At 67.5% G+C, this 23157-nt stretch carries 21 protein-coding genes and 1 pseudogene; 9 read left to right on the forward strand and 13 right to left on the reverse strand.

Going from position 1 to position 23157, the window contains the following annotated elements; genetic code table 11:
* Window position 1 precedes the first annotated feature (1 nt).
* Window positions 2-1189 (forward strand): heme biosynthesis protein HemY, encoded by a 1188-nt coding sequence (locus C7H84_RS15725; RefSeq protein ID WP_121859631.1) that lies wholly within the window; start codon window positions 2-4, stop codon window positions 1187-1189.
* 205 nt (window positions 1190-1394) lie between these two features.
* On the opposite strand, the gene C7H84_RS15730 is transcribed toward C7H84_RS15725, so the two are convergent.
* The 3 genes from C7H84_RS15730 to C7H84_RS15740 form a co-directional block, all read right to left on the reverse strand.
* The gene (locus C7H84_RS15730; RefSeq protein ID WP_121859632.1) at window positions 1395-2699 is read right to left on the reverse strand and encodes an MFS transporter; all 1305 of its coding nucleotides are present in this window, start codon (window positions 2697-2699) and stop codon (window positions 1395-1397) included.
* A gap of 155 nt (window positions 2700-2854) precedes the next feature.
* The gene (locus tag C7H84_RS15735) at window positions 2855-3613 is read right to left on the reverse strand and encodes an SDR family oxidoreductase (protein ID WP_121859633.1); all 759 of its coding nucleotides are present in this window, start codon (window positions 3611-3613) and stop codon (window positions 2855-2857) included.
* Between the two features lie 75 nt (window positions 3614-3688).
* Window positions 3689-5107: an aldehyde dehydrogenase family protein gene (locus C7H84_RS15740; protein ID WP_121859634.1), complete on the reverse strand. Its 1419-nt coding sequence runs from the start codon at window positions 5105-5107 to the stop codon at window positions 3689-3691.
* 337 nt (window positions 5108-5444) lie between these two features.
* On the opposite strand from C7H84_RS15740, the gene ppa reads away from it, so the two are divergent.
* Entirely contained in the window at window positions 5445-5972 is a 528-nt protein-coding gene (ppa, locus tag C7H84_RS15745) for an inorganic diphosphatase (protein ID WP_121859635.1), read from the forward strand.
* Window positions 5973-6028: 56 nt separating this feature from the next.
* Here ppa and C7H84_RS15750 read toward each other — a convergent pair whose 3' ends face one another.
* Both C7H84_RS15750 and C7H84_RS15755 read right to left on the reverse strand, forming a co-directional pair.
* Window positions 6029-6934 (reverse strand): GIY-YIG nuclease family protein, encoded by a 906-nt coding sequence (locus C7H84_RS15750; RefSeq protein ID WP_121859636.1) that lies wholly within the window; start codon window positions 6932-6934, stop codon window positions 6029-6031.
* 79 nt (window positions 6935-7013) lie between these two features.
* Window positions 7014-8195 carry a GNAT family N-acetyltransferase gene (locus tag C7H84_RS15755; protein ID WP_121859637.1) on the reverse strand — a complete coding sequence of 394 codons (1182 nt, stop codon included), beginning with the start codon at window positions 8193-8195 and terminating at the stop codon, window positions 7014-7016.
* Window positions 8196-8303: 108 nt separating this feature from the next.
* On the opposite strand from C7H84_RS15755, the gene C7H84_RS15760 reads away from it, so the two are divergent.
* Both C7H84_RS15760 and C7H84_RS15765 read left to right on the forward strand, forming a co-directional pair.
* A complete protein-coding gene (locus C7H84_RS15760; protein ID WP_121859638.1) occupies window positions 8304-10019 on the forward strand; it encodes an NAD+ synthase in 1716 nt (571 codons plus the stop codon).
* Window positions 10020-10122: 103 nt separating this feature from the next.
* Window positions 10123-10461 carry a P-II family nitrogen regulator gene (locus C7H84_RS15765; protein WP_006398637.1) on the forward strand — a complete coding sequence of 113 codons (339 nt, stop codon included), beginning with the start codon at window positions 10123-10125 and terminating at the stop codon, window positions 10459-10461.
* 206 nt (window positions 10462-10667) lie between these two features.
* Here C7H84_RS15765 and C7H84_RS15770 read toward each other — a convergent pair whose 3' ends face one another.
* Window positions 10668-11747 carry a porin gene (locus C7H84_RS15770; RefSeq protein WP_121859639.1) on the reverse strand — a complete coding sequence of 360 codons (1080 nt, stop codon included), beginning with the start codon at window positions 11745-11747 and terminating at the stop codon, window positions 10668-10670.
* A gap of 581 nt (window positions 11748-12328) precedes the next feature.
* Complete coding sequence (locus C7H84_RS15775; RefSeq protein WP_121859685.1) at window positions 12329-13261, reverse strand: LysR family transcriptional regulator; 933 nt, start codon at window positions 13259-13261, stop codon at window positions 12329-12331.
* A 153-nt stretch (window positions 13262-13414) separates the two neighbouring features.
* Between C7H84_RS15775 and C7H84_RS15780 the strand changes: the two genes are divergently transcribed.
* Window positions 13415-13912 (forward strand): GNAT family N-acetyltransferase, encoded by a 498-nt coding sequence (locus C7H84_RS15780; protein WP_121859640.1) that lies wholly within the window; start codon window positions 13415-13417, stop codon window positions 13910-13912.
* Window positions 13913-13970: 58 nt separating this feature from the next.
* Here C7H84_RS15780 and C7H84_RS15785 read toward each other — a convergent pair whose 3' ends face one another.
* From C7H84_RS15785 to C7H84_RS15800, 4 genes are all read right to left on the reverse strand, one after another.
* Window positions 13971-14750: an ABC transporter ATP-binding protein gene (locus C7H84_RS15785; protein ID WP_121859641.1), complete on the reverse strand. Its 780-nt coding sequence runs from the start codon at window positions 14748-14750 to the stop codon at window positions 13971-13973.
* An 18-nt stretch (window positions 14751-14768) separates the two neighbouring features.
* On the reverse strand, window positions 14769-15482 hold the full coding sequence (locus C7H84_RS15790; protein WP_121859642.1) for an ABC transporter permease: 714 nt from the start codon (window positions 15480-15482) through the stop codon (window positions 14769-14771).
* Complete coding sequence (gene hisQ, locus C7H84_RS15795; RefSeq protein WP_121859643.1) at window positions 15479-16168, reverse strand: histidine ABC transporter permease HisQ; 690 nt, start codon at window positions 16166-16168, stop codon at window positions 15479-15481. The genes C7H84_RS15790 and hisQ overlap by 4 nt, the downstream gene beginning before the upstream one ends.
* Before the next feature lie 240 nt (window positions 16169-16408).
* Window positions 16409-17185: an ABC transporter substrate-binding protein gene (locus tag C7H84_RS15800; RefSeq protein ID WP_121859686.1), complete on the reverse strand. Its 777-nt coding sequence runs from the start codon at window positions 17183-17185 to the stop codon at window positions 16409-16411.
* A 369-nt stretch (window positions 17186-17554) separates the two neighbouring features.
* On the opposite strand from C7H84_RS15800, the pseudogene C7H84_RS15805 reads away from it, so the two are divergent.
* Window positions 17555-17716 (forward strand): annotated as a pseudogene (locus C7H84_RS15805) (pirin family protein); the annotation flags it as partial.
* Window positions 17717-17786: 70 nt separating this feature from the next.
* Here the strand turns inward: C7H84_RS15805 and C7H84_RS15810 are convergent.
* Window positions 17787-18338, reverse strand: coding sequence for a periplasmic heavy metal sensor (locus C7H84_RS15810; protein WP_121859644.1), 552 nt, complete (start codon window positions 18336-18338; stop codon window positions 17787-17789).
* 226 nt (window positions 18339-18564) lie between these two features.
* On the opposite strand from C7H84_RS15810, the gene C7H84_RS15815 reads away from it, so the two are divergent.
* On the forward strand, window positions 18565-19290 hold the full coding sequence (locus C7H84_RS15815; protein ID WP_006493394.1) for a response regulator: 726 nt from the start codon (window positions 18565-18567) through the stop codon (window positions 19288-19290).
* A complete protein-coding gene (locus tag C7H84_RS15820; RefSeq protein WP_121859645.1) occupies window positions 19274-20590 on the forward strand; it encodes an ATP-binding protein in 1317 nt (438 codons plus the stop codon). The genes C7H84_RS15815 and C7H84_RS15820 overlap by 17 nt, the downstream gene beginning before the upstream one ends.
* Window positions 20591-20630: 40 nt before the next feature.
* Here the strand turns inward: C7H84_RS15820 and C7H84_RS15825 are convergent, their stop codons facing one another.
* Entirely contained in the window at window positions 20631-20897 is a 267-nt protein-coding gene (locus C7H84_RS15825; RefSeq protein ID WP_027786765.1) for a hypothetical protein, read from the reverse strand.
* A 489-nt stretch (window positions 20898-21386) separates the two neighbouring features.
* Here C7H84_RS15825 and C7H84_RS15830 point away from each other — a divergent pair, with 489 nt between their 5' ends.
* Window positions 21387-23144 (forward strand): ABC transporter permease subunit, encoded by a 1758-nt coding sequence (locus tag C7H84_RS15830; RefSeq protein ID WP_121859646.1) that lies wholly within the window; start codon window positions 21387-21389, stop codon window positions 23142-23144.
* Window positions 23145-23157: the final 13 nt, after the last annotated feature.

Genomic DNA, 23157 nt, shown 5'->3' on the forward strand with positions numbered 1-23157 from the left:
GATGACGCTTCGAGGAATCGTCTGGCTCGCGATCCTGTTCGCGATCGCCGCGGCACTCGCCACCGTCGGCCGCTTCGACGCGGGGCAGGTGCTGCTCGTCTATCCGCCGTACCGGGTCGACGTGTCACTGAACCTGTTCGTGATCGCCGTCGTCGTGCTGTTCATCGTCGTGTACGCGCTGCTGCGCATCGTGCGCAACATCTGGCGCATGCCGCAGCGCGTTGCCGCGTATCGTGCGCGCTCGCGCAACGAGAAGGCGGCGGCGTCGCTGCGCGACGCGATCGCGAACCTGTACGCGGGCCGCTTCTCGCGCGCCGAGAAGGCCGCGCGCGATGCGCTGGCGGTCGATGCGAACCAGGGTGCCGCGAGTCTCGTCGCGGCCACCGCCGCACACCGGATGCACGAGTACACGCGCCGCGACGACTGGCTGTCGAAGGTCGACGCGCCCGAATGGCAGGACGCGCGGCTGCTTGCCGCGGCCGACATGCGTGCGGACGCGCGCGATGCCGACGGCGCGCTCGCCGCGCTGGCCGACCTGCAGGCGGGCGGCAAGCGCATCCATGCGCAGCAGGTCGCGCTGCGTGCGCAGCAGCAGTTGAAGAACTGGGCCGAGGTGCTGAAGCTCGCGAAGGCGCTTGAGAAGCGCGAGGCGCTGCATCCGGCCGCGGCCGTGCGGCTGCGCCAGCAGGCGGCGGAAAACCTGCTGCGCGAACGCCGGCACGACCCGGACGCGCTGCTCGAGGTATGGCAATCGCTGTCGCCGCTCGAGCGCCAGTCGCCGCGTCTCGCCGATCTCGCGGCCGACCTGCTGGTGTCGCTCGAGCGTCGTACCGAAGCGCGCCGGATCGTCGAGGAGGCGCTCGCGCACAACTGGGATGCGCGTCTGCTGCGCCGCTATCCGGACACGGCCGGCGGCGATGCGCTGCCGCTGATCCAGAAGGCCGAAGGGTGGAAGAAGGATCATCCGGAGGATGCCGACCTGCTGTTCGCGCTCGGCCGTCTGTGCCAGCAGCAGCAGCTGTGGGGCAAGGCGCAGTCGTTCCTGGAAGCCGCGCTGAAGCAGGCCGACAACGAGGCGCTGAAGGTGCGCGCGCACCGTGCGCTCGCCCGCCTGTTCGAGCAGCTCGGCGAAACCGACAAGGCGGCGAAGCACTACCGCGAAAGCGCGCTCGCGATCACCGTGGTCTGACGCGAACGCGAACGCGAACGCGGCCATCCGCCGCACGCGAAAATGCCCCGAACGGCGGACGGCCTTCGGGGCATTTTTCATCCGGCGCCGCGTTGCCGGCCGGCCCGGCTGGGCTACGCGCCGAGCCGCAGCAGTGGGCCGTCCCGGCTCGCGACGAACCGCACTGATTTGCGCCAACAGCACGCGCGCACGAGTGCGCGCCGCGTCACTTGTCGACGAGCCGCTTCGGCACCGACAGCGCAAGCAGCCCGCCGAGCACGAGGAAGCCGGCGAGCATGTACATGCCTGCGTCGTTGGCGCCCGTGGCCTGCTTGAGCCAGCCCATCAGGTACGGGCTCAGGAAGCCGGCGAGGTTGCCGATCGAGTTGATCATCGCGATGCCGGCCGCGGCCGCCGCGCCGCCGAGGAACGCGGTCGGCAGGCTCCAGAACAGCGGCAGCGTCGTCAGGATGCCCATCGTCGCGAGCGTGAGGCCGAGCATCGCGAGCGCCGTCTGGTGCGCCCAGATTACCGACAGCACGAGCCCGATCGCGCCGATCGCGGCCGGAATCGCGAGGTGCCAGCGTCGTTCGCGGCGCTTGTCGGCGCTGTGCGCGATCAGGATCATCGCGACGACCGCCGCCGCATACGGAATCGCCGACAGCAGGCCGATCATGACCGTGTCGATCACGCCGGTCGCCTTGATGATCGTCGGCAGCCAGAAGCCGACGCCGTACAGCCCCATCACGAACGAGAAGTAGATCAGCGCCATCAGCCACACGCGCGGGCTCGACATCACCGCGCCGAGCGACAGGTCTTCCTTGGTCGCTTCTTCGGCGTCGACGTTGCGGGCGAGCAGCGCCTTTTCGTCGTCGGTCAGCCATTTCGCTTTGGTGATGCGATCGTCGAGCGCGAAGAACACGAGCACGCCGGCCAGCACGGACGGGATCCCTTCGAGCAGGAACAGCCATTGCCAGCCGTGCCAGCCGCTCACGCCGTTGAACGCCTTCAGGATGAAGCCCGAGATCGGGCCGCCGATCACGCCGGACAGCGCGACGGCCGTCATGAAGAACGTCGTCATCCGGCCGCGGCGGTGCGCGGGATACCAGTAGGTGAGGTACAGGATCACGCCGGGGAAGAAACCGGCTTCGGCGACGCCGAGCAGGAAGCGCATCACGTAGAACATCGCGGGCGTCGTGACGAACATCGTCAGGATCGAGATCACGCCCCAGGTCGCCATGATGCGTGCGATCCACACGCGCGCGCCGACCTTGTGCAGGATGATGTTGCTCGGGACCTCGAACAGAAAATAGCCGAAGAAGAAGATCCCGGCGCCGAGCCCGTAGACGGTGTCGCTGAGATTCAGGTCGCTCGCCATCTGCAGCTTCGCGAAGCCGACGTTCACGCGGTCGAGATACGCGACCACGTAGCACAGCAGCAGAAGCGGCGTGAGCCGCCACGACACCTTGCGGTAGGTTGCTTCCTCGAATGCGCCGGGCGAGCCCGGCAGCGACTGCGTCGATGATGCCATGTTGTCTCCTGTCCTTTCTTGTGATGGGCCGGAGCCGGCGCGACGCGCCCGATCCGGGGTCTTGCGAAAGCCATGCCGACGAATACCCGTGAATGCCGGTGCGGCGATGCGGCGTCGCCCGTCGCCGCCGGCGCAACGCAATTGCGGCCGTGCGGCTAGATGCAGCGCCCGCCGTCGACCTCGAGGCAGACGCCCGTGATGAACTCGGCTTCGTCGGACGCGAGATACAGGGCCGCGTTCGCGATGTCCTGCGGCGTCGAGAAGCGGCCGAGCGGAATCGTCGCGAGGAACCGGCCGCGATTCTCCGGCGTGTCTTCGCAGCCCATGAACTCGGTCATCAGGGCCGTCTCGCCGAGCACCGGGTTGATGCAGTTCACGCGGATCCGGTCGGCGCCGAGCTCGGCCGCGAGCGACTTGCTCGCGGTGATCATCGCGCCCTTCGTGCTGTTGTACCAGACGAGGCCCGGGCGCGGCCGCACGCCGGCCGTCGACGCGACGTTCACGAACACGCCGCCGCCCTGCGCGCGAAAGTACGGGACGAAGGTCTGCACGCTCCAGAACAGGCTCTTCATGTTGACCGCGTATACGCGGTCGAACTCGGCTTCCGTCACGTCGAGCACCGGCTTGTTGCGGTGCGTGGTGCCGGCGTTGTTCACGACGATCTGCACCGCATGGAAATCGTCGAGCGCGGCCTGCTGCAGCGCGCGCCAGTCGGCGTCCCGCGACACGTCGCCGGCGACCGCGATCGCCTTGCCGCCCGCCAGCGCGATCTCGCTCGCGACGCGCTCGGCCGCCGCACCGTTCAGGTCGTTGACGACGACGTTCGCGCCTTCGCGCGCATAGGTCTTCGCGATGCCTTCGCCGAAGCCCGAACCGCCGCCCGTGACGATGGCCGTCTTGCCGCTCAACCGCATGGTGTGTCTCCTGGGTTGGAAGAGTGCAGGGTGTTGCGCCGCACGGCCGGCCGCTGCCGGCCGGGTTCATCCGGATCAGCCGTGGCGGATCGCGATCGTCTTCAGTGCGGTAAAGCCGTACAGCGCCTCGAAGCCTTTCTCGCGGCCGTGACCTGAGTGGCCGACGCCGCCGCCCGCGCCGTAGTTGTTGATGAACACCTGGCCTGCCCGCAGGCGCCGCGCGAGACGCAGCTGGCGTGCGCCGTCGCGCGTCCAGATGCCGGCGACGAGGCCGTATGGCGTGCCGTTCGCGAGCGCGACCGCTTCGTCCTCATCGACGAAACGCATCGCCGCGAGCACCGGGCCGAACACTTCCTCCTGCGCAAGCCGGTGCGATGCCGGCACGTCGCGCAGCAGCGCGGGCGCCTGGTAGAAGCCGCTTTCGGGCGCGTCGGCGACGACCTGGCCGTGCCCGGCCATCGGAATGCCGTCGTGTTGCGCGTCGGACAGGAAATCCCACACGCGCTGCTGCTGTTTTGCGTTGATCAGCGGGCCGCAGTCGAGATCCGCGCGGCTCGGGCCGACCCGCAGCCCGTTGAACGCGGTGGCGAGCCGTTCGACGAGCGGCTCGTACACCGCGCGCTCGATCAGCACGCGGCTGCCGGCCGAGCAGGTCTGCCCGCCGTTCTGCACGATCGCCGCCACGAGCACGGGCAGCGCGGCTTCGAGATCGGCGTCGGCGAACACGATCTGCGGCGACTTGCCGCCGAGCTCGAGCGTGACGGGCACGTGGTTCTCGGCGGCCATCTGCGTGACCAGCTTGCCGGTGGCCGGTGAGCCCGTGAACGAGATGTGGTCGATGTCGGGGTGGCGCGCGAGCGCGGCGCCCGCTTCATGGCCATAACCGGTGACGATGTTGAGCGCGCCGGCCGGCAGCCCGGCTTCGATCGCGAGTTCGGCCACGCGCAGCACCGACAGGCACGCGTCCTCGGCCGGTTTCACGACGCATGCGTTGCCGGCCGCGAGCGCCGCGCCGACGCTGCGCCCGAAGATCTGCATCGGGTAGTTCCACGGCACGATGTGGCCGGTGACGCCGTGCGGCTCGCGCACCGTCAGCACCGTGTAGCCGGCCTGATAGGGGAGCGTTTCGCCGTGCAGCTTGTCGGCGGCGCCTGCGTAGAACTCGAAGTAGCGGGCGAGCGCGGCGGCGTCGGCGCGTGCCTGCTTCAGCGGCTTGCCGGTGTCGCGGGCCTCGATCGTCGCGAGTTCCTCGAGATGATCGGCGACGCGTGCGGAAAGCCGCATCAGCACGCGGCCGCGCTCGGCGGCGCTCGCTGCGCCCCACGGGCCCGCGAATGCGTCGCGGGCCGCGGCGACCGCGCGCTCGATGTCCGGCGCCGTGCCGCGCGCGATCGTCGCGAACGGCTGGCCGTCGGATGGGTCGACGACCGGAATCGTCTCCAGTTGGGCGGGCAGCGTCCATTCGCCCGCGATGAAGTGCTTCGCTTCTTCCATGCTTGCTCCTGTCGACCCGAGTTAGCGCTTCAGCGCTTACTCGGGTCCCATGGCGTGGTTGGATGGAGTTAGCGCTTCAGCGCTTGTTCCATCCCCACGGCGGTCGACCCGAGTTGGCGCGGAAGCGCCAACTCAGGCCCCTTGCTTCGCAGCCGGCGTACGTCGCCGCCGCGGGTTCGGTGCCCCGACATCCGGAACGATTATCGCGCCGATCGTCATCCGGATGCCACCGGTCGATTGGCTATAATGGCGCATTCCCTGCGGGGACGCCCGCGGCGGTGCAACGGTCGCGGCGCCCTGTCCCGAATTCCCATCCCATCGACCAACAGAGAGCGCTATGAGCTTCAATCATGTTCCGGCCGGCAAGGACCTGCCGCACGATTTCAACGTGATCATCGAGATCCCCGCGCAAAGCGATCCGGTGAAGTACGAGGCGGACAAGGAGCTGGGTCTCCTCGTCGTCGACCGCTTCATCGGTACCGGCATGCGCTACCCGGTGAACTACGGCTACATCCCGCAGACGCTGTCGGGCGACGGCGATCCGGTCGACGTGCTGGTGATCACGCCGTTCCCGCTGCTGGCCGGCTCGATCGTGCGTTCGCGCGTGCTCGGCATGCTGCAGATGACCGACGAATCGGGCGTCGACGCGAAGCTCGTCGCGGTGCCGCACGACAAGATCTGCCCGATGACGGCGAACCTGAAGTCGATCGACGACGTGCCCGAGTACCTGAAGGATCAGATCAAGCACTTCTTCGAGCAATACAAGGCACTCGAGAAGGGCAAGTGGGTGAAGGTCGAAGGCTGGGCCGGCATCGATGCCGCGCACAAGGAAATCACCGACGGCGTCGCGAACTACAAGAAGTAAGCCGGCTGGCCGGCCTCGCGGCCGGTTCGTTCGGAGCGCAAACCGCGCGTGTCTCCTCAGGAGGCCGCGCGGTTTTGTTTTGCGCGCGGCTTTGTGCGCGATTTGGCGGGTGCGGAGGCGTTCTTTCGGGTGCGGGCGGGCGCGGGCAGGGCGGCGACGGTTGGTACGGTCGGTACCTTCGGTACGGTCTTCGTCCGTGTCGTGCGCGTTGCGCGTCGCGCTGCGGCGACGGGGGCTGCTTGGGCTTCGGCGGCTTCCGTGACCGCCTTCGTTGCCGATGCACGGCTGCGCACCGGTGCGGCGCCCTCCGGCTTCTTCGCGCCGGACTTGCCGCCGGCCGCCGGCGTTTTCCGTATCGGCGCGGACTTCGTGGCCGGTTTGCCCTGTTTGGGGGGCGTGCTGCGCGACGAGGACTTCGTTGCTTCGGCAGCGTCTCCGCTCTTCGCGCGCTTGCCGCCAGCCGCGGCCTTCGTTTTCCTGGCAGTCTGCTCGTCCGGCCCGCGTTTCGTGGCCTTGGCGGACCTGCGCGCCTTCCCGTCATTGCCGGCCTTCGCCGCATTCTTGACGGGGCGGTCCGTGTCGGCCGCAGTTGTGCCGATGTCGGCGGCCTGCACGTCCTTCTGCGCCTTCTTCCGCCCGCGCACGCCAGCCTTCAACCCGTCCGCGTCGACGCTCCCTTCGATCGACATGCCGGCCGGCAACACGGATTCCAGCGTCCGGATCCCGGCCGCCAACTCGCGCTTCTGCGCGGGCGTGAGCCGCTTCACCCAGTACTCGACGCGCGACGCGATCGACCGGTCGGGCAGCGGGAACGACGCGAGCAGCGTGCGCGGCTTGCGCGAGCGCGTATAGCGTGCGCCCTTGCCGGCCGCGTGCTGGTCGTAGCGCGCGGCGACGTCGTTCGTGATGCCCGTGTAGACGCTGTCGTCGGCGCACTCGAGCAGATACAGAAACCAGGACATGGAAAGGCGGCGGGATGCGAAGCCGACAGTGTCTCAGAATTGGCGCGTGCCGCCGCGCGTGCTGCGATTCGCGACGCGCTTACGCGCCGCCGTGCCGGAACGGATCGTGTTCGCGCAACTCGTCGACGTACGCGTGGATCTGCTGGGTTTCGCGTTCGAGAAAGTGCGCGACCGCATCGGCGAACGCCGGATGCGCGAGCCAGTGCGCGGAATGCGTGACGGTCGGCAGGAAGCCGCGCGCGAGCTTGTGCTCGCCCTGCGCGCCGCCCTCGAACGTATCGAGCCCGGCCTCGATGCAGAACTCGAGCAACTGGTAGTACGCCGTTTCGAAATGCAGGCAGGGCACGTGCTCGAGCGCACCCCAGTAGCGGCCGTACAGGGTGCCGCTGCTGCCGTTCGCGCCGCGCCGGTAGACGGCGAGCGAGCTCGCGATCGGCTTGCCGTCGGCTTCAGCGATGACGAGCAGCAGGTTCTCCGGCATCGTCGCGCCGATCGCGCGGAAGAAGTCGAGGTTCAGGTACGGGCTCGAATAGTGCTCGCGGTAGGTCTGCCGGTAGCAGCGCGAGAAGAAGCGCCAGTCGGCATCGGTGATCTGGTCGCCGGCGAGCCGCCGGAACGTGATGCCCGCGTCGCGCACCTTGCGCCGCTCCGCGCGGATGTTCTTGCGCTTCTTCTGCTCGAGCGTGCCGAGGAAGTCGTCGAAGTCGCGATAGCCGTCGTTGAGCCAGTGAAACTGCACGCCTTCGCGCAGCATCATCCCCATCGACTCGAGCAGCCGCGCTTCGTCGCCGGTCGGGAACAGCACGTGCAGCGACGACACGTCGCTCTGCTCGGCGAACGCGAGCAGCGTGGCCGCGAGCCGGCGGCGTGCGTCGTCGTCGGCCGCGAGCAGGCGCGTGCCCTGCACGGGCGTGAACGGCACCGCGCACAGCAGCTTCGGGTAGTACGACAGGTTGTTGCGCTGGTAAGCGTCGGCCCAGGCCCAGTCGAACACGTATTCGCCGTACGAATGCTGCTTCGCATAGACGGGCGCGGCGGCCGCGAGCCGGCCCGTGCGCGCATCGGTCAGCGTGACGAAGTGCGGCGACCAGCCGGTGTCGTCGACCGCGCAGCGCGCGACGTGCAGCGCGTCGAGGAATTCGTGGCGCAGGAACGGCGTTGGCTGCGCGTCGCGCTCAAGCAGCGCGTTCCATTCGTCCGCCGGTACTTCGGCGGGGGACGACAGGATGCCCGTGCGATAATCGATGCGTTCGTGTTTCAAGCGTGAATCCGTACTGTTGGAGCCGCCGGATGCGTGCCGCCGTGGCCTGTATCCGAGGCGTTTTCGTCAGCCGTTCAGGGCGCGCCGCCGGGTTGCGCCGATCCCGTCATGAAGACCCGACTCGCTCTCGCCCAGATCAACGTCACCGTCGGCGATTTCGCCGGCAACGTCGCGCGGATCGTCGCGGCCGCCCGCGCCGCGCACAACGATGGTGCGCAACTGATGGTCGCACCCGAACTCGCGCTGTCCGGCTATCCGCCGGAAGACCTGCTGCTGCGGCCCGCGTTCTATGCGGCCGCAGCGGCCGCGCTCGACACGCTCGCCGAAGCGCTGCGCGCGTTCGACGGGCTCGCGGTGCTGGTCGGTCATCCACTGCGCGGCGCTGGCGCCGATCCCGACGATGCGCGCGCGTCAGCGGTCGATGGTAATGCAAACCGCCCGATCGAGCGCGGCGTGCCGCCGTCCGACACCTACAACGCGGTGTCGCTGATCGTCGGCGGCGAGATCGTCGGCACCTACCGCAAGCAGGATCTGCCGAACGCCGACGTGTTCGACGAGAAGCGCTATTTCGCGACCGACGCCCGGCCGCTCGTGTTCGAGCTGAACGGCGTGAAATTCGGCGTGATCATCTGCGAGGACGCGTGGCATGCGTCGGCCGCGCAGATCGCGAAGGCCGCCGGCGCGCAGGTGCTGCTGATCCCGAACGGTTCGCCGTACCACATGAACAAGGAAGCGCTGCGCATCGACATCCTGCGCGCGCGGATCCGCGAAACCGGCTTGCCGATGGTGTACGTGAACCTCGTCGGCGGGCAGGACGAGCTCGTGTTCGACGGCGGCTCGTTCGTGCTCGATGCGCAGGGCGCGCTCGTCGCGAAGATGCCGCAGTTCGACGAAGGGCATGCGATCGTCGAATTCGACGGGGCGCGACCGCTGCCCGGCGCGATCGCGCCCGAGCTGTCGGTCGACGCGCAGGTCTATCGCGCGCTCGTGACCGGCGTGCGCGACTACATCGGCAAGAACGGCTTTCCCGGCGCGCTGATCGGGCTGTCGGGCGGCGTCGATTCGGCGCTGGTGCTGGCCGTCGCCTGCGACGCGCTCGGCCCCGAGCGCGTGCGCGCGGTGATGATGCCGTCGCGCTACACGGCCGACATCTCGACCACCGACGCGGCGGAGATGGCGCGGCGCGTCGGCGTGCGCTACGACGAGATCGCGATCGCGCCGATGTTCGACGCGTTCCGCGCGGCGCTCGCGGTCGAATTCGCGGGCCGCGCGGAGGATGCGACGGAGGAGAACATCCAGGCGCGCATCCGCGGCACGCTGCTGATGGCGCTGTCGAACAAGTTCGGCTCGATCGTGCTGACGACCGGCAACAAGAGCGAGATGGCGGTCGGCTACTGCACGCTGTACGGCGACATGGCCGGCGGCTTCGCGGTGATCAAGGACATCGCGAAAACGCTGGTCTACCGGCTGTGCCGCTATCGCAACGCGACCGCCGACTACGGCCCGCGCGACGTGATCCCCGAGCGGATCCTGACGCGCGCGCCGTCGGCCGAGCTGCGCGAGAACCAGACCGACCAGGACAGCCTGCCGCCGTACGACGTGCTCGACGCGATCATGCGGATGTACATGGAGGAGGACCGGCCGCTCGCGGAGATCGTCGCGGCCGGGTATGCCCAGGCCGACGTCGAGCGCGTGACGCGGCTCATCAAGGTCAACGAATACAAGCGCCGCCAGGCGCCGATCGGCATTCGCGTCACGCATCGCGCGTTCGGGCGCGACTGGCGCTATCCGATCACGTCACGCTTTACCGAGCGGGTCGACTGAGCCGTGTCGGGCCGTACGCGAGGGGCCGGCTTACGGCTTACACTTACGGCTTGAAATCGGCATCGCGATTTTTCATCCAAACGAGCATCGAGGGACAACCATCATGAAACGCATTACCGCCATCATCAAGCCGTTCAAGCTGGACGAAGTCCGCGAAGCGCTCGCCGAAGTCGGCCTCACCGGGCTGACCGTGACGGAAGTGAAGGGCTTCGGCCGTCAGAAGGGGCACACCGAGCTGTATCGCGGCGCCGAATACGTCGTCGACTTCCTGCCGAAGATGAAGATCGAGGTGGTCGTCGCGGAAGCGCAGGTCGACCAGGTGATCGACGCGGTGATCGGCGCGGCGCGCACGGGCAAGATCGGCGACGGCAAGATCTTCGTGTCGGACGTCGAGCGCGTGATCCGCATCCGCACCGGCGAAGAGAACGAAGCGGCGGTCTGAGCGCCGCTTCCGGCTGATTCGGCTCGAATTCGGCTGATTCGGCCGATTCCCCGCATCCGGCGCATTCGGCCGAACGAGCCGCGGGCCGCACGAAGGCGGCCCGCCAATAAAAAACGGTGCGGATACCCGGATGGGTACCGCACCGATACGCGCCTCTCGCAGCAGCGTGGAAAGTGTTGTCGAATCGTTCTTTGGACGGCGCCTGATCAGAACAGGTGCTGGATGCCGGCGTAGACGCCCGTCTGGCTGCCGCCCGGATGCGGGTTGCCGGTCGACACGGCGGTGCCTGCACCGTTCGCGTTCAGGCCGAAGTTGGCCGTCGAGCTGTTGCGCACCGTCGCGACCTGCAGGTCGAACAGCGTGCGCTTCGAGATGTTGTACGAACCGCCGACCGTGTAGATGTTCGCGTTGCCGCCGCCGTGGTTCGCATTCACGTGGTACACGGCCGCGATCAGCGCTGCCGCCGGCGTTGCCTGCCACGTCACGCCGCCCCAGACCTGCTGGGTGCCGGTGATGCCGTTGTTGACGGCCGGGCCGCCGCTGCCGTCCGCGTGCGACGACTGATAAGCCGCCTGCAGCTTGAACTGGCCGAGGAACACGTTCACGCCGGCGAAGTATTCACGCGAGTAGTTGAACACGTCCGAGAAGCGGCCGTTGCTGTCGCGCGTTTCGTCGTAGATGCCGCGCAACTGGAACAGCGAGTTCGTGTACGTGACCTGCGCACCGGCTGCACGACCCGGCTGGCCGGCCGTCGTGTTGCCGTTGAAGCTGGTCGAGTTCGAGAACGCGAACTGGCCGTAGAAGTCGAGGCCGTAGAACGACGGCGACTGGTACGACACGTTGTTGCTGGTCTTGTTCCAGTTGCGGCCGCGCACGAGCGACGCCGACGACCAGCTCGACTGGCCCAGCGGATCGAAGTCCCACACGCCGTTCGCGATCGCGAGTTCGCGACCCAGCAGCAGCGTACCGTAGCGGTCGTTCGAGATACCGACGGTCGCGAAACGATCCCAGATCGAGCCGCTGAAGCCGCCCGTCATCGTGTTGAACGCGCCTTCGAGGTGGAACAGGACCTTGTTGCCGCCACCGATGTCCTCGCTACCCTTCAAGCCCCACAGGCTCGTGCCCCAGTCGCCGCTTTCCGCGCGCACTTGGTGGCCATTCTGCAGGCCGTTGAGGTACTCGAGGCCGGCATCCAGGCGACCATACAGCGTCACGCTGCTCTGCGCGTGCGCCGTAACCACCCCAGCAGCCATCAGCGCGGCCGCGACCAAAGCTTTCTTCATCATCTCCTCCATACCCTGTCAAAAAGTCAACCCAGACTGCACGAGATGCCCGGCGCGGCGAGCGTCGGGCAAAAGCGAAAAGCGGGATAACCAGGGAGACCTCGTGCAAGGCCGGTAAGCGCGGCACGCGGGCAAGCGGACGGAAAAACCGTTGAGCGGTCCCGCGCAGCCGGGTCGGCTTGCGGGGTCTCCTTGTTGTGTCGTGAAGCTAAACTACATTTCACGAACTTCGTTTTGCTACTTTGGTTACTAATTTAGCAAAAATACAATTTTGTGGCGATGGAAATCGTTGTTTGACTAACACGTGTCGCCAATTTGCCATGCAACACAGTACAAAGCGGGTGCCCACGCGCTGGTCGATCCCAGGAAAACCCTTGCCAGAGAAGGGAGACACGGAAGCGGCGGGGATGGGTCAAGGATTGCCACTATTGACGTTCGCGGAGCGCCGGCGTAGGCGTTTCGGGCGCGCAATTGGTAAGTATTTCGTAATAAATTGACGGTGCTTCGTCATCACCTGACGCTGCCGCAAACGCATGCCTGAAATGCGTTTCCGCCCGTCGTCGTCGTGGTCCGCAGTGCCCGGCTCAGGCGGACCCCTGCGCCGGCCGCGCGTCGAGCAGCTGAGCGCGCAACCACTTGTGCGCATCGTTGCGCGCGTGCTTCACGTGCGAATAGACCTTCACCGTATAGCGGGGGATCTCGAACGGCGCAGGGAAGAGGCGGATCGGCGCCGCATGGCGCAGCGCCTGCGCGGCACGGTTCGGCACCGTCATCAGCAGCGCCGACTCCGCGATCACGAACGGTGCGGCCAGCACGCTCGGCAACTGCACGGCGACCTGCCGCGCGAGGCCGAGCCGGTCGAGCACGTAGTCGACCACGCCGCGCGACTCGTTCCACGGCGTGACCACCACGTGGCGCGCGGCCAGATACCGGTCGAGCGTCAGCCGCCGGCGGATGTCGGGATGCGCGGCGCTCGCGATCACCACGTAGTCGTCCGAGAACCAGTCGAAATCCTCGATGCCGGGCACGTCGGCGGCCGATTCCTCGTGATAGCCGAGGGCGAAATCGATGCGGCCGGCCGCGAGCTCGTCGATCGCGATCTTGCGGTCGGAGTGGACGACGCGGATCCGCAGCCGCGGCGCGACCTGCTCGATGCGCGCGAGCAGCGCCGGCAGCACGGCGAACGCCATGTAGTCGCTCGCGGCGAACACGAACGTGCGGTCGCTTAGCGCCGGATCGAAGCGGCGCGCGCGGGCGAGCCCCTTCGACATCGTGTCGAGCGCGTCGCCGGCCCACGCGGCGATGTCGTCCGCGCGCACGGTCGGCTGCATCTCGTTGCCGAGGCGCACGAACAGCGCATCGCCGATCGCGTCGCGCAGCCGTGCCAGTGCGTGACTGAGCGCGGACGGGCTCATCGCCAGCTCGTGCGCGGCCGCGGCGACCGAGCGGTGGCGGTACAGCGCGTCGAATGCGAGCAGCAGGTTCAGGTCGAGACGGCGCAACTCGGGATGCATCATGTTCATGTCCGGATGAAGAAACTGCACTTCCTGCAGTTGTGCCGTGAACGTAGCATGTCGATCAGAGCGGCGTCACGCGTCACGCCTCATGCGCAGTTGCGCGGCCGGCCGCGCATTCCGTTTTCAGTTCGGGCCGAAGGAGGGCTCCCTGTCGTGCAAATCGATATCCGTCCCGCGACCGTCGCCGACGTGCCGCAAATCCTGCGTTTCATCACCGAGCTGGCCGTCTACGAGAAGGCCGAGCATGAAGTGGTCGCGACGCCCGCGTCGCTCGAGCACAGCCTGTTCGACGCAGGCTCGCCGGCGCGCGCGCTGATCTGCGAGGTCGACGGCGAGCCGGCCGGCTTTGCCGTGTATTTCTTCTCGTATTCGACGTGGCTTGGCCGCCAGGGGCTGTATCTCGAGGATCTGTACGTGTCGCCGCGCTTTCGCGGCGCGGGCGCCGGGCTGCGGCTGCTGAAGGCGCTCGCGCGCATCGCCGTGGACACCGGCTGCGGGCGTTTCGAATGGAGCGTGCTCGACTGGAACGAGCCGGCGATCCGCTTCTACGAAAGCGTGGGCGCCGCGCCGCAAAGCGAATGGGTCCGCTATCGGCTCGCGGGCGAAGCGCTGCGCGCGTTCGCCGACGGCGCGCCGGTGGACGCCGCGTAAACGGAAAACGGGCGCCGCCTGGCGCCCGCCTGGTGCAAGCACGACGCCGTCGTGCGCGTTACTTGAGGCTGCCCGACAGAAACGCGCGCAGGCGCTCGCTCTTCGGATTCACCAGCACCTCGGACGGCACGCCTTCTTCCTCGACGCGCCCCTGGTGCAGGAACATCACGTGATTCGACACGTTGCGCGCGAAGCCCATCTCGTGCGTGACGACGATCATCGTGCGGCCTTCCTCGGCGAGCTTCTGCATCACCTTCAGCACTTCGCCGACGAGCTCCGGATCGAGTGCCGACGTCGGCTCGTCGAACAGCATCACGTCGGGATGCATCGCGAGCGCACGCGCAATCGCGACACGCTGCTGCTGGCCGCCCGACAGATGCGACGGGTACTGCTTCTCGACGCGCGGCGCGAGGCCGACCTTCTCGAGATATTCACGCGCGCGATCCTCGGCTTCCTTCTTCGGGATGCCGAGCACGTTGACGGGCGCTTCCATCACGTTCTCGAGCACGTTCATGTGCGACCAGAGGTTGAAGTGCTGGAACACCATCGACAGCTTGGTGCGCACGCGCTGCAGTTGCTTCGCATCGGCCGCGCGCAGCGCGCCCGTCTTGTCCTTCGTGGTGCGCACTTCCTCGCCGTCGACGACGATGCGGCCGGCGTTCGGCTGCTCGAGGAAGTTGATACAGCGCAGCATCGTGCTCTTGCCGGAACCGGACGAGCCGATCACGCTGATCACGTCGCCCGAGTTCGCCTTCAGCGACACGCCCTTGAGCACCTCGTTGTCGCCGTACCGCTTGTGGAGATCGTCGACGAACAGCTTCTGAGTCTGGGAATTCATGAATAGTCCTGCGAAAACTTACTTGCCTTGCGGGCGCAGATACGCGAGCCAGCGACGCTCGGCCTGGCGGAACAGCCACACGAGCGTGAACGAGATCACGAGATAGAGCAGGGCGGCGATGCCGAATGCGTGGAACGACATGTAGGTCGCCGAGTTCACGTCGCGCGCGATCTTCAGGATGTCCGGCACGGTCGCGGTGAAGGCCACCGTCGTCGCATGCAGCATCAGGATCACTTCGTTGCTGTACAGCGGCAGCGCGCGGCGCAGCGCCGACGGCAGGATCACGCGGCGATACATCGTGAAGGTGGACATCCCGTACGCGCGCGCAGCCTCGATCTCGCCGTACGACGTCGCCTTGATCGCACCCGCGAAGATCTCGGTGGTGTACGCGCAGGTGTTCAGCGTGAACGCGAGCAGCGTGCAGTGCATCCCGTCGCGGAAGAACGCGTCGAGCAGCGGCGTGCCGCGCACGGCCTGCAGGCTGTAGAGGCCGGTGTAGCAAAGCAGCAGCTGCACGTAGAGGGGCGTGCCGCGAAACACGTACGTATAGAGCCACACGGCGCTCGACAGCCATTTCTTCTTCGATACGCGGGCCACCGCGAGCGGCACCGACAGGCAGAAGCCGAGGCCGATCGACACGACCAGCAGCCACAGCGTGATGGCAACGCCGGTGATCCGGAAGCCGTCGGTGTAGAGGTAGTTGCGCCAGTATTCTTGGATGAGTTCGATCATAGGTCAGCCTTGCGGACACCGGTCGAGTAGCGCTTTTCGAGCCACATCAGCACGAAGTTCGAGATCGTCGTGATGGCGAGGTAAACGGCACCGGCGATCAGCGTGAAGAAGAAGAACCGCAGCGTGCCCTTGCCGGCGTCCTGCGACGCCTTCACGACATCGGCCAGGCCGATGATCGACACGAGCGCGGTCGACTTCACGAGCACCTGCCAGTTGTTGCCGATGCCCGGCAGCGCGAAGCGCATCATCTGCGGGAACATGATCCGCGCGAACACCTGCCAGCTGGTCATCCCGTACGCGCTGCCGGCTTCGAGCTGGCCGCGCGGCACCGACAGGAACGCACCGCGGAAGGTCTCGGTGAAGTACGCGCCGTAGATGAAGCCGAGCACGAGCACGCCGGCGAGGAACGGGTCGATGTCGATCTGGTCCCAGCCGAGCGCGTCGGTCGCCATGTTCAGCCAGATCTGCAGGCTGTAGAACAGCAGCAGCATCAGCACGAGATCGGGTACGCCGCGGATCAGCGTCGTGTAGACGGTGCCGACGCCGTTCGTGAAGCGGTTGCGCGACAGCTTCGCACCCGCGCCGAGCAAGCCCAGCAGGAACGACAGCGCGAGCGAAAGCACCGCCAGTTTGACGGTTTGCCAGGTGCCTGCGAGGATCAGCGGGCCGTAGCCTTGTAGAAACATATGTGGTCCCTGGTGTGGTCCCTGGGGTGTCCCCGAAGGCGCACGCGGTGCGCCGCGAAAGACCCGTTCGCCCAAGCTGCGCGGAACGCCCCGTACGTATCATGACCGTCCGCCCCGGCAACGGTGCCGGGCCAGCCCGTCGCGCGAGCGGCGGGGGAGGGGGGGGGCGGCGCGTGGTTGACTGCCTGTACTGCCGGACGCGGGGCCGCCCCCGCATCCGCTTGCCGCCATTGTCGGCGCTCAGCGCGCCGAGTAGACGCTGAACGAGAAATACTTGTGCGACAGCCGGTCGTACGTGCCGTCCTTGTGCATGTCGGCCAGCGCCTTGTTGATCTTGAGCTTCAGGTCCGTGTCGTCCTTGCGCAGGCCGATCGCGGTGCCGTCGCCGATCGTCTTCGGATCCTTCACTTCCGGCCCGGCGAAGGCGAAACCCTTGCCGCGCGGCGTGCGCAGGAAGCCGTAGTCGGCCTGCAGCTCATCCTGCAGCGTCGCGTCGAGGCGGCCCGAGCCGAGATCGGCATAGACCTGGTCCTGGTTCTGGTAAGGCACGATCGTCACGCCCTGCGGTTCCCAGTACGCCTTCGCATAGGATTCCTGCGTCGAGCCCTGCTCGACACCGACGCGCTTGCCCTTCAGCGATGCGACCGTCGGCAGCAGCGGCGAGCCGGCCTTCGCGATCATCCGCGCGGGCGCGTCGTACACCTTGTCGGAGAAGTCGATCTGTTCGCGGCGCTTGTCCGTGACGGTCAGCGACGACACGATCACGTCGTACTTCTTCGCCTTCAGCGCGGGGATGATCCCGTCGAGATCCTGCGAGACCCACACGCATTTCACGTTGATCCGCTTGCAGATTTCCTTGGTGAGATCGACGTCGAAACCGACGATCTCGCCGCTCGGCGCGGTCGACTCGAACGGCGGGTAGCTGGCATCGACACCGATTCGCACGGTCTTCCACTCTTTCGCGAAGGCGCTGCCCGCCACGAGGGCGAGGGCGGCGCACAGGGCGGCCTTCTTCATTTGCATGCTTTTGTCGCTCACTTCCGGGGGGCGCTCGCGGCCGGTCGGGCCGGGCGCCGCGGCGTATTCTAGACGGCCAAAATTCGTGTTTCGGCGCGCTGGCAACGGCGCCCGCCGGACGGGCGAACGCCAAAAGGGCGGTATTTTACCCGAACGCGATACCCGGAAAACGGCAATCCGGCGCGACCGATCGATTCCTCGAACCGGCCGTTGCGACAATCGTGGTATTCGCAACGAGTATTGCGTTGATTGGATTCGTCGATGCAACGATGCGGTGCGCCGGCGCTGGCGCCGGATTGTGGCGCGCGTGGAGCGCCCCTACAGTACAGGTAAACCCGAAGAACTAAAATCTGCCTGCCGGAGTTCGATGTGGCGTCCGGACGGCGCACCTACGTGCACGTGGCGCGCGGCGACGTGGAGGTCAACGGCCACGCGCTGGCCGCAGGCGACGGCGCGCGGATCGCCGGGGTGGATGCGGTCGCGTTCGCGCGCGGCCGGGCGGCCGAGGTGCTGCTGTTCGACGTCGCCTGAAATGAAACAGGGGACGCGGGCCAGGCGCCCGCGTCCCCTCCGATGCCGCCCGGTGAGGCGGCCTGCCGGCTTACTGCGCCGGCGCCGACGCGGCCTTGGCCGCGCGGTGCTGCTGCCAGCGTTCCTTCATCTTCTCGTGACGCTGCTCCATCTGCGCGAATTGCTGCTTCAGCGCGGTACTGACCGTCGTCTTCTGCTGGTCGTTCAGCCCGTTGTAGAACGCGAGCCACGCGGCCGAGCTCTGCTCGCGCAACTGCGCGTTCTGCTGCTCGGCCTGCTGGCGGGCGGCGTGCATCGCGCTCAGGTCGAGGATCGGCTGGTTCTGCTGGGCCTTGAACTGCTCGCGCATCTGCTCGTGGCTCTTGCGCATCGCTTCATGGTTCTGCTTCATCGTGTTGACGGCAGTCTGCCATTGCTGTTCCTGCGACGCGTTCAGCTTGAGCTGGTCGTGCAGTTTGATGATCGCGCCGAACGGGCCGCCTTCATGGCCGCCGTGCATGTGATGCATGCCCGGGCCGCCCGGCGGCGGCATGTCGTTGGGTTGCGCGGCATGCGCGGTGCCGAATGCGAGAGCGAGCACGGTGGCGGCCGCAATGGCCACGCGGGATGTCTTCTTATACATTTCAGAAACTCCTTGAATCGAGAGGGTCCGGCGATGCGGTGCGCGGGGTGGCCCATGTGCCGCATCCGGTAAGACGCAGGTTAGCGGGGCGTCCCCGGGCGGGTGTTACGCGGGATGGCGGCCCGATTACGGTGCATTACAGTTCCCTTGCGCGGTAACCCGCAGTAACCCTTTCGTTCCTTTGTTTCGTTCTTCGACTCCGCCCTCGCGCGGTAAACTTCGAGCCATGACTACCCAGATCCTCATCGTCGACGACGACCAAGAACTCCGAGACCTGCTGCGCGACTATCTCGTGCGCCAGGGGATGGAAGTGTCCGTGCTGCACGACGCGGCGACGCTCGAGAAGCGCCTCGAGCGCGAGCGGCCCGACCTGATCGTGCTGGACCTGATGATGCCGGGCGTCGACGGCCTGACCGCGCTGCGCCAGCTGCGCGCGGCCGGCGACGACATCCCCGTGATCATGCTGACGGCGCGCGCGGACGACGTCGACCGCATCGTCGGGCTCGAACTCGGCGCGGACGACTACCTCGGCAAGCCGTTCAACCCGCGCGAGCTGCTCGCGCGCGTGCAGGCCGTGCTGCGCCGCCGCCGCGCGACGCCGTCGGCGGCGGCACCCGAACAGCGCGAGCCGTTCGCGTTCGGCCGCTTCCTGCTCGACTTCCAGGCGCGCACGCTGTCGGTCGACGGCAAGCCGGCCACGTTGTCGAGCAGCGAATTCGCGCTGCTGAAGATTTTCGTGAACCACGCGCTGCGCACGCTCACGCGCGAGCGGCTGCTCGAGCTGCTGCACGGGCCCGAGTACGACGGCACCGACCGCGGCATCGACGTCCAGGTGTGGCGCCTGCGCCGCATCCTCGAAACGGATCCGTCGACGCCGCGCTTCATCCAGACGGTGCGCGGGCGCGGCTACGTGTTCGTGCCCGACGGCGAGGCCCATGCGCAAACCCATTGATTCACTGTTCGGGCGGCTGGCGCTGCTGGTCGTCGGCGTGCTGCTCCTGTCGCACTTCGCGTGGTTCTTCGCGATGCGCCTGGAGCGTAACCAGATGCAGACGCGTTATGCGGTCGAGGAGGCCGCGTTCCTCGTCGACGCGGTGCGCCAGCACGTCGAGCGCACGCCGGACCAGCCGCTGCCGTCGCGCGTGCGGCTCGTGGCGCCCGGCAGCCCGGACGTGCCGAAGGACGACGCTTCGAAGCTGCCGGCGCCGCTCAAGCGCTTCCGCGACGACGTGAGCGAGCGGATGCCGGCCGGTACCCAGGTCGAGATCGGCGCGCCGGGCCATCCGCCGGTGCTGTGGGTCAAGGAGCCGACCGATCGCAACTGGATCGTGGTGCCGGTGCAGCCGCTGCGCCCGCCGCGCTCGCTCGACCGGATGCTGCTGTGGCTCGGCACGATTTTCTCGGCCGGCGTGATCGCCGCGCTGTTCGCGGCGTGGCAGCTGCAGCAGCCGCTGCGCTCGCTGGCGCGCGCGGTCGCGCGCTTCGGCCGCGGCCAGCCGGTGCCGCCGCTGCGCGAGCGCGGCCCGCGCGAGCTGCGCCAGCTCACGCACGGCTTCAATCAGATGGTGGAACAGGTATCGCAGGCCGAAAGCGATCGCGCGGTGATGCTGGCCGGCGTCGCGCACGACCTGCGCACGCCGCTCGCGCGGATGCGCCTGCGCGCCGAAATGATGGACGACGCGCGGCTGCGCGACGGCGTGGTGCGCGATGTCGACTCGATGTCGCACATCGTCGACCAGTTCCTCGTGTTCGCGCACGGCGGCGCCGATCGCAGCGAGCCGGTGCCGGTCGACCAGACCTGCGAGCGGATCGCGCGCAGCTATCGGGCGGTCGCGCCGAACGCACCGGCGGTCCAGACGCATCTGGCCGCCGACGCAGGCTTCCGCCTGCCGACCGCGACCCTCGACCGGATCCTGTCGAACCTGCTGGACAATGCGCACGCGTACGGCGCGCCGCCCGTGCTCGTCGAGACGGCGCGTACGCCGACGGGTTATGTGCTGGCGGTCAGCGACAGCGGCGGCGGGATTGCGCCGCGCGATCTGGCGGCCGCGACGCGGCCGTTCGTGCGGCTCGACCCGGCGCGCGGCGGGAACGGCCACAGCGGGCTGGGGCTCGCGATCGTCGAGCGGCTCGTGCTGAGGCTGGGCGGGGCGTGCGAGATCGGCAACCGTCCCGAGGGCGGCCTGCGCGTCGCGATGACGTTCCCGTTCGACGTGGTGCCGAAGGACGAACCGCACGCACAGGCCGCGTAAGCGGCGGAGGCGGCGCCTGCCGGGCAGGCGCCGCGCGGCGTCACTCGCCGAACAGCGTGCCGAGCGTCTCGGCGGCGTTGCTGTCGATGGTGTTGTAGGTCACGCTCGTGGCCTCGAAGATATAGACGGTCGTATAGCGGCCGAGGCGCTCCAGGATTTCCTCCTGCAGCGATTCCGGCACGACGTTCATGTTCAGGTACCACGCCGTCGACGACAGTCGGGTCTGGAACGACCCGTATTCCTGCATCAGCTCGTAGAACGCATCGGCGTCCTGATCGCGGCAGACGATCACCAAATTTCCTGCCATTCCCTTCCTCCCGCTGGTCGGTCAATCCCCGTGGACGGCCTGTCGGCAGACCCGAGGGGCTAGCCCCGATCATACCCGCTTCGCCGCGATCGCCCGCTGACGTCCGGCATGGTTTGCGCGCGTGTGGCCGCTGGCGGGTTCCCGGCCGGCCCGGATCACGGCATAATTCGGGGCCTGCATGCCGGCCGGCCGACTGCGGCCGGGCTGCGCCGCACCGCGCGTTCGCCGGCGCGCCGGGCACGCTCCGTGCACCGCCCGCGTCCCGCGGCGCCGCGCCGGCCCCGAACGGTTGAACCTGAAATACAGGTTGGTGTAGTGTCGTGCCGTCGCGGCCTGCCGCGCCGCAGCGCAGCTTGCACGCACGGCGCCCGCGCCGGCGTGACATCGTGAATCAATCGAATTACCGCGTCGAATTACCGCGCCCGAGCGCTTTGCCATGAATCAACATCGTCTGCCGGCTTCGTTCGGCCTTACCGGGGAGGGCGCCTGATGGACGTCGGATTCTTCAATCCGAACCGGACCGCCAACGCGTCCGCGTGGCGCGTCCTGCCGAACCGGTGGGACTTCATCGCGTTCCCGCTGATCATCTGCCTGATCGCGATGGCGGTCGTCGGGTTTCATGAAACGATGGCGCCGATCGGGACCCTTCAGACCCAGAAGATCTCGCTCGATCCGTCGAACCTGCCCGAATACGCGCTGCGCACCACGCTGCGGATGCTCGCCGCGATGGTCGCGTCGCTCGTGTTTACGCTCGTCTACGGCACGCTCGCGGCCAAAAGCCGGCGCGCGGGGATGGTGCTGATCCCGATCCTCGACATCCTGCAGTCGGTGCCGGTGCTCGGCTTCATCTCGTTTACGGTCACGTTCTTCCTCGCATTGTTCCCGAGCCGCGTGCTCGGCGCCGAGCTCGCGGCGATCTTCGCGATCTTCACGAGCCAGGCGTGGAACATGACGTTCAGCTTCTACCAGTCGCTGCGCACGGTGCCGCGCGATCTGGACGAGGTGTCGCGCGGCTTTCACCTGACGTCGTGGCAGCGCTTCTGGAAGCTCGAGGTGCCGTTCTCGATGCCGGGCCTGATCTGGAACATGATGATGTCGATGTCGGGCGGCTGGTTCTTCGTCGTCGCGTCGGAGGCGATCACCGTCGGCAACCAGACGATCACGCTGCCGGGGATCGGCGCGTATCTCGCGCAGGCGATCTCGGACAAGAACTTCGTCGCGATCGGCTGGGTGATCCTCACGATGACGGTCGTGATCCTCGCGTACGACCAGTTCCTGTTCCGCCCGCTGATCGCATGGGCCGACAAGTTCCGGATGGAGAACACCGCGTCGGGCGATGCGCCGCAATCGTGGCTGCTCGACCTCGTGCGCCGCACGCGCCTGATCCATCAGCTGCTCGTGCCGGCCGGCTGGTTCTTCGCGAAGGCCGCGCGGATTCCGCTGCGCCTGCCGCTGTCGGGTGCGATGCGCTTCGCGCTGCCGAAAGTCGAGAAGAAGGCGTCGCGCACGGTCGACATCGCGTGGGCGGCCCTCGTGCTGCTCGGCACCGCGTATATCGTGTGGCGCGTCGTCAGCTTCGTGTCGACCGGCGTCACGATGGGCGAGGTCGGTCACGTGATCGTGCTCGGCCTCATCACGCTGGTGCGCGTGGTCGTGCTGATCGCGATCGCGTCGGTGATCTGGGTGCCGGTCGGCGTGTGGATCGGGCTGCGCCCGAAGCTCGCCGAGAAGCTGCAGCCGGTCGCGCAGTTCCTCGCCGCGTTCCCGGCGAACCTGCTGTTCCCGGTGTTCGTGATCGTGATCGCGCGCTTCCACCTGAACCCGGATATCTGGCTGTCGCCGCTGATCGTGCTCGGCACGCAGTGGTATATCCTGTTCAACGTGATCGCCGGCGCGACGTCCTATCCGAACGACTATCGCGAAGCGGCGACGAACTTCCGGATCCGCGGCTGGCAGTGGTGGCGCCAGGCGATCCTGCCCGGCATCTTCCCGTACTACGTGACCGGCGCGATCACCGCTTCGGGCGGCGCATGGAACGCGAGCATCGTGTCGGAAGCGGTGCAGTGGGGCACGACCAGGATCGAGGCGCACGGCCTCGGCGCATACATCGCGCAGACCACCGCCGCCGGCGACTTTCCGAAGATCATCCTGGGCATCGCCGTGATGTCCCTGTTCGTTACCCTGTTCAACCGCCTGCTGTGGCGCCCGCTGTATGCCTTCGCCGAAGCGAAGCTGCGGCTCGACTGAGACCGATCGAGAG

This window comes from Burkholderia sp. Nafp2/4-1b, assembly GCF_003635165.1.
GTDB lineage: Bacteria > Pseudomonadota > Gammaproteobacteria > Burkholderiales > Burkholderiaceae > Burkholderia.